The following is a 6,000-nucleotide window of genomic DNA, read 5'->3' as shown; positions in this document are numbered from 1 at the left end:
GCGCGGTATTCAGCCGGTCACTTCCTCGCCGCCTCCCACGACTTCAGCAGTTCGCTGTAACTGACCGTCTCGCCCTTGGGCTTTTCGTTGGCCAGTTTCGGCTTCGGCGCCCCGGGCTGGTCGAACCAGTACTGGGCGTCCTTCTCCGGGTTCAGCTTCGGTGCGCAGGTGGCCTGGGCGTTGGACCGCTGCAAGCGCTCCATCATCCGGTCCTGGTCGCGGGCCAGGCCGTCCAGCGCTTCCTGCGGGGTCTTCTCGCCACTGGCCACTTCGGCGATGTGGCTCCACCACAACTGCGCCAACCGCGGGTAATCCGGCACGTTGGTGCCGGTCGGTGTCCACTGTACCCGCGCCGGGCTGCGGTAGAACTCCACCAGCCCGCCCAACTTGGGCGCCAGTTCGGTCATGGCCTGGGAATTGATGTCCGACTCGCGAATCGGCGTGAGGCCGACGATGGTCTTTTTCAGCGACACGGTCTTGGAGGTGACGAACTGGGCGTACAGCCACGCAGCCAGGCGTTGCTTCTCGGGGGTGGACTTGAAGAAGGTCCACGAACCGGTGTCCTGGTAGCCCAGCTTCATCCCCTCCTCCCAGTACGGCCCCTTCGGCGAAGGCGCCATGCGCCACTTCGGCGTGCCGTCGGCGTTCACCACCGGCAAACCGGGCTTGGTCATGTCGGCGGTAAACGCGGTGTACCAGAAGATCTGCTGGGCGATGTTGCCCTGGGCCGGCACCGGGCCGGCTTCGGAGAAGGTCATGCCCTGGGCTTCCTTGGGCGCATAGGCACGCATCCAGTCCACGTACTTCTGCGTGGCATACACGGCGGCCGGGCCGTTGGTGTCGCCGCCACGGGTCACGCTGGACCCCACCGGGTGGCAGTCCTCCACGCGAATGCCCCATTCGTCCACCGGCAAACCATTGGGCAGGCCTTTGTCGCCGCCACCCGCCATGGAGAACCAGGCATCGGTGAAGCGCCAGCCCAGCGACGGGTCTTTCTTGCCGTAGTCCATGTGGCCATAAACGCGTTTGCCGTCGATTTCCTTGACGTCTTCGGTGAAGAACCTGGCAATGTCCTCGTAGGCCGACCAGTTCACCGGTACGCCCAGCTCGTAGCCGTATTTTTCCTTGAACCTGGCCTTCAGCTCGGGCCGCTCGAACCAGTCGGCACGGAACCAGTAGAGGTTGGCGAACTGCTGGTCGGGCAGTTGGTAGACCTTGCCATCCGGCGCGGTGGTGAAGGAAATGCCGATGAAGTCCTTCAGGTCCAGGGTCGGCGAAGTGTAGTCCTTGCCTTCGTTGGCCATCAGGTCGGTGATCGATTCCACCTTGCCGTAGCGAAAGTGCGTACCGATCAGGTCGGAGTCGTTGACCCAGCCGTCATAGATGTTCTTGTCCGACTGCATCTGTGTCTGCAGCTTTTCCACCACGTCGCCTTCCTGCAACAGATCGTGGGTCAGCTGTATACCGGTGATCTCGCTGAAGGCCTTGGCCAGCACCTTGGACTCGTATTCATGGGTGGTGATGGTTTCCGACACCACATTGATCTTCATGCCGCGGAACGGCTCGGCAGCCTTGATGAACCACTTCAACTCGGCCAGCTGCTGTTCTGGGGTAAGGGTCGAAGGCTTGAACTCACTGCCGAGCCACTTCCTTGCCGCATCCTCGTACTGGTCGGCCCAGGCTGTGCCCTGCACGCTGGCCAGTACCAGCAACGCGGCCAGGGTCAAATGTCGCCTGTTGTACTTGTTGTCGAACATTGTGATCTCCCGTTTCAGTTATCCCACAGGGCCGCTCGCTCAGCCCCAGCGCAGCACCACCACCAGCCACGCCAGCGACAGCAGCGAGGCCACCCACAATGGCCACTCGCTGACGCCAACCACCAGCAAATGCAGGTAGGCGCTGGCCAGCAGGCCGATGAACAAGCGGTCGCCACGGCTGGTGACCAGCGGCAGGAAGCCGCGTCGCTCCACGCAGGGGCGGCGCAGTTCGAGCAGGGTCATGCCCAGCAGCAGCACGCCAACGGCGGCGAAGAACAGCGCCGTCGGCAAGGTCCAGGCCATCCACTCCATGCCTTGCCCTCCTCACACCCGGCCCAGGGCGAAGCCCTTGGCCACATGGTTGCGCACGAACCAGATCACCAGCATGCCCGGCAAGATGGTCAGTACCCCCGCCGCCGCCAACACGCCCCAATCGATGCCCGAGGCCGACACGGTACGGGTCATCACAGCGGCGATCGGTTTGGCATTCACCGAGGTCAGGGTGCGCGCCAGCAGCAGCTCGACCCAGGAGAACATGAAACAGAAAAACGCCGTCACGCCGATGCCGGAGCCAATCAGCGGGATGAAGATCTTCACGAAGAAGCGCGGGAAGCTGTAGCCGTCGATGTAGGCTGTTTCGTCGATTTCCTTCGGCACACCAGACATGAACCCCTCGAGGATCCACACCGCCAGCGGCACGTTGAACAGGCAGTGGGCCAGAGCCACGGCGATATGGGTATCGAACAGGCCGATCGACGAATACAGCTGGAAGAACGGCAGCAGGAACACCGCCGGTGGCGCCATGCGGTTGGTCAGCAGCCAGAAGAACAGGTGCCGGTCCCCGAGGAAGCGGTAACGCGAGAAGGCATATGCCGCTGGCAGCGCCACCAGCAGCGAAATCAGCGTGTTCAGGCACACGTAGTACAGCGAATTGATGTAGCCGCTGTACCAGCTGGCATCGGTGAAAATCACCCGGTAGTTGTCGAGGGTGAATGCCTGTGGCCACAGGGTCAGGCCGCCGAGGATCTCGGTGTTGCTCTTGAACGACATGTTCAGCAGCCAGTAGATCGGCACCAGCAGGAAGAAGAAGTACAGCAACAGGGCCAGCGATTTGCGCGTGCTCATGGCCTAGTCCTTGTCGGCATGGGTCATGGCTGTGTAGAACAGCCACGAAACCAGCAGGATGATCAGGAAGTACACCAGCGAGAATGCCGCCGCCGGGCCCAGGTCGAACTGCCCCACGGCCATGCGCGTGAGGGTCTGGCTGAGGAAGGTGGTGGCGTTGCCGGGCCCGCCACCGGTCAGCACGAAGGGCTCGGTATAAATCATGAAGCTGTCCATGAAGCGCAGCATCACCGCGATCAGCAACACGTTCTTCAGCTTGGGCAACTGGATATGACGGAACACCGCCCAGCCCGAGGCGCGGTCGATGCGCGCAGCCTGGTAGTAAACGTCGGGGATGGCGCGCAGCCCCGAATAACAGAGCAACGCCACCAGCGATGTCCAGTGCCACACGTCCATCACCAGCACGGTCAGCCAAGCGTCGAACGGGTCGCCAGCGTAGTTGTAGCTGACCCCGAGCTTGGCCAGGGTGGCGCCGAGCAGGCCGATGTCGGCCCGGCCGAAAATCTGCCAGATGGTGCCGACCACGTTCCACGGGATCAGCAACGGGATGGCCATGACGATCAGGCACACCGAGGCCATGCGCCCCTTGGTCGGCATGGTCAGGGCAATGGCGATGCCCAGCGGGATCTCGATCAGCAGCACGCAGGCGGAATAGATGAACTGGCGCAGCAGCGCATCGTGCAGCGCCGGGTCGCGCAGCACCTGGCGGTACCAGTCGGCGCCGACGAAGTAGCGGTTGGACTGGTCGAAGATGTCCTGCACCGAGTAGTTGACCACCGTCATCATCGGCACCACCGCACTGAATGCCACCAGCAGGAACACCGGCAGCACCAGCCACCAGGCCTTGTTGTTCGGCACCTTGTTCATGGCCCGGCCTCCAGCAGCACATCGTCGACGTACAGCATCAGCCACTGCGCCGGCAGGCTGACCCAGGCCTGGGCCACCGGCAGCGGGCGGTCCTCGCCCAGGCGCGCCTTGAGCGCGACACCGCCCAGTTCGAGGGTGACGATGCGGTAGGTGCCCAGGTCCTCGACGTCCAGCACCCGTGCCGGGTAGGCGTCATCGAACGGGCTGTCCCACAACTGCACGAATTCCGGGCGGATGCCTACCTGCAGGCGCCCAGCGCCTGTGGCCGCCAGGCGCTCTCGCAGGTGCTCCCGCAGTTGCCCGGGCAGCACCAGGTGAATATCGCCGAACGCCACCCCGTCCGCTTCGGCGCGTACCTCGATCAGGTTCATCCCCGGGCTGCCGATGAAGTAACCGACGAAGGTATGCCGCGGCCGCTCGAACAGTTCGCGCGGGGTGCCGAACTGGACGATGCGCCCGCCGTGCATCACCGCGATCTTGTCGGCGAACGTCGAGGCCTCCAACTGGTCGTGGGTGACGTAGATCATGGTGATGTTGAACTGCTCGTGGATCTGCTTGAGCTTGCGCCGCAGCTTCCACTTCAGGTGCGGGTCGATCACCGTCAGCGGCTCGTCGAACAGGATCGCCGACACATCATCGCGCACCAGGCCACGGCCCATGGAGACCTTCTGCTTTTCGTCGGCACTGAGGTTGCGCGCCTTCTTGCGCAGCACGGCCGAGAGATCGAGCACCTCGGCAATCTCCTCCACCCGGGCCTGCACCCGGGCTTCGTCCAGCCCCTGGTTGCGCAAGGGAAACGCCAGGTTGTCGAACACCGTCATGGTGTCGTACACCACCGGGAACTGGAACACCTGGGCGATGTTGCGCGCCTGTGGTGACAGCTGGTTGACCGGCTTGCCGTCGAACAGCACCTCGCCGTGGGACGGTGTCAGCAGCCCGGAAATGATGTTGAGCAAGGTCGACTTGCCGCAGCCCGACGGCCCGAGCAAGGCGTAGGCACCGCCCTGCTCCCACACATGCTCCAGCGCGTGCAGGGCATAGTCCGCCTCGCTGGCAGGCTGGCGGCTGTAGCTGTGCGCCAGTTGGCGCAGGCGGATCTCGGCCATCACCCTCTCCTTGCCTGGCGTAGCCCCGGGGCCTGCACCAGCGCCCCGGCGCTGTCGAACACGAACAGCTTGTGGGTGGGGATGAACACGCGGATCGGCGTGTCCACCTGGTATTCGTGCACCCCTGGCAGGTGCAGGATCATGCGCCAGTGTTCGTTGCGCACATGCAGGAAAGTCTCTGAACCACTGATCTCGGCCAGTTCCACCAGCACCGACAATTCCAGGTCATCGTCGTGGGCCGGCACCAGGCTGATGTGGCTGGGCCGCACGCCAAAGCGGTATTCACCCTCGGCAAGCGGCTGCAAGTCGGCATTGCGGGCAAAATGCACGGCCTGGGCCAGGCTCACGTCGTTGCCGCTGATACGGCCAGGCACCAGGTTGATCGGCGGCTCGGAAAACAGCTCGGCAGCCAGCACGCTGCCCGGGCGCTGGTAGACCTCGGCGGTAGGCCCGCTCTGGACGATACGGCCCTCATGCACCAGGGTGGTGGTGCCCCCCAGAGCCAGCGCCTCGTTGGGCTCGGTGGTGGCATACACGGCAATGCAGTGGCGTGCCGCGAACAGTTCGCGCAGTTCCTGGCGCAGGCCCTCGCGCAGCTTGTAGTCGAGGTTGACCAGTGGCTCGTCGAACAAAATCAGCGAAGCATCCTTGACCAGCGCCCGGGCCATTGCCGTGCGTTGCTGCTGGCCACCGGACAGCTCCAGCGGCAGGCGCTGCAGGTAGGCTTCGATGCGCAGCATTTCGGCGGTTTCCTGCACCCGTCGGCGAATCTGGGGCTCGGCCATGCGTGCCTGGCGCAGCGGTGACGCAATGTTCTCGTACACGCTGAGGGTCGGGTAATTGATGAACTGCTGATACACCATCGACACATTGCGCTGGCGCACCGGCACGCCAGTCACGTCCTGGCCATCCATCAGCACCCGCCCCCGGTCCGGGCGATCGAGCCCGGCCATCAGGCGCATCAGGCTGGTCTTGCCGGCCAGGGTGCGGCCCAGCAGCACGTTGAACGAGCCGGGTTCGAAACGCAGTGAGGCTTCGACGATCCAGGCCTGGTTGTCGACGCTGCGGCTGACCTGTTCCAGCACCAGGGACATGGCGTGGCCTTCTTGTGGTTTTTGTCTGCCGGGCACAGCCAGTTTCGTGCC

6 protein-coding genes are annotated in these 6,000 nt (G+C 64.0%); all 6 read right to left on the bottom strand.

All coding sequences use genetic code 11. From position 1 onward, the window contains the following. Positions 1-17: 17 nt before the first annotated feature. The 6 genes from B2790_RS07275 to B2790_RS07250 are packed head-to-tail and all read right to left on the bottom strand — an operon-like array spanning position 18 to position 5,949. Positions 18-1,757: an ABC transporter substrate-binding protein gene (locus B2790_RS07275; RefSeq protein ID WP_137163458.1), complete on the bottom strand. Its 1,740-nt coding sequence runs from the start codon at positions 1,755-1,757 to the stop codon at positions 18-20. Positions 1,758-1,796: 39 nt separating this feature from the next. Next, positions 1,797-2,069, bottom strand: a complete 273-nt coding sequence (locus B2790_RS07270; RefSeq protein WP_013971877.1) for a DUF2160 domain-containing protein — start codon at positions 2,067-2,069, stop codon at positions 1,797-1,799. Positions 2,070-2,081: 12 nt separating this feature from the next. After that, positions 2,082-2,882, bottom strand: a complete 801-nt coding sequence (locus B2790_RS07265) for a carbohydrate ABC transporter permease (protein WP_013971876.1) — start codon at positions 2,880-2,882, stop codon at positions 2,082-2,084. A 3-nt stretch (positions 2,883-2,885) separates the two neighbouring features. Continuing rightward, the gene (locus B2790_RS07260) at positions 2,886-3,749 is read right to left on the bottom strand and encodes a carbohydrate ABC transporter permease (RefSeq protein WP_013971875.1); all 864 of its coding nucleotides are present in this window, start codon (positions 3,747-3,749) and stop codon (positions 2,886-2,888) included. Further along, complete coding sequence (locus B2790_RS07255; RefSeq protein WP_286918540.1) at positions 3,746-4,855, bottom strand: ABC transporter ATP-binding protein; 1,110 nt, start codon at positions 4,853-4,855, stop codon at positions 3,746-3,748. The genes B2790_RS07260 and B2790_RS07255 overlap by 4 nt, the downstream gene beginning before the upstream one ends. Then, on the bottom strand, positions 4,855-5,949 hold the full coding sequence (locus B2790_RS07250) for an ABC transporter ATP-binding protein (RefSeq protein ID WP_286918539.1): 1,095 nt from the start codon (positions 5,947-5,949) through the stop codon (positions 4,855-4,857). Before B2790_RS07250 ends, B2790_RS07255 begins: the two co-directional genes overlap by 1 nt. Positions 5,950-6,000: the final 51 nt, after the last annotated feature.

Source organism: Pseudomonas sp. UBA6753 (genome assembly GCF_002453565.1).
Taxonomy (GTDB): domain Bacteria; phylum Pseudomonadota; class Gammaproteobacteria; order Pseudomonadales; family Pseudomonadaceae; genus Aquipseudomonas; species Aquipseudomonas putida_Z.
Note: the sequence above shows the minus strand (reverse complement) of the source record. Positions and strands in the feature narration are given on the sequence as shown.

Excerpts from the sequence above, each read along its gene's own strand:
- B2790_RS07260 (WP_013971875.1), bottom strand. The coding sequence starts at position 3,749 with ATGAACAAGGTGCCGAACAACAAGGCCTGGTGGCTGGTGCTGCCGGTG.
- B2790_RS07250 (WP_286918539.1), bottom strand. The coding sequence starts at position 5,949 with ATGTCCCTGGTGCTGGAACAGGTCAGCCGCAGCGTCGACAACCAGGCC.
- B2790_RS07270 (WP_013971877.1), bottom strand. The coding sequence starts at position 2,069 with ATGGAGTGGATGGCCTGGACCTTGCCGACGGCGCTGTTCTTCGCCGCC.
- B2790_RS07265 (WP_013971876.1), bottom strand. The coding sequence starts at position 2,882 with ATGAGCACGCGCAAATCGCTGGCCCTGTTGCTGTACTTCTTCTTCCTG.
- B2790_RS07275 (WP_137163458.1), bottom strand. The coding sequence starts at position 1,757 with ATGTTCGACAACAAGTACAACAGGCGACATTTGACCCTGGCCGCGTTG.
- B2790_RS07255 (WP_286918540.1), bottom strand. The coding sequence starts at position 4,855 with ATGGCCGAGATCCGCCTGCGCCAACTGGCGCACAGCTACAGCCGCCAG.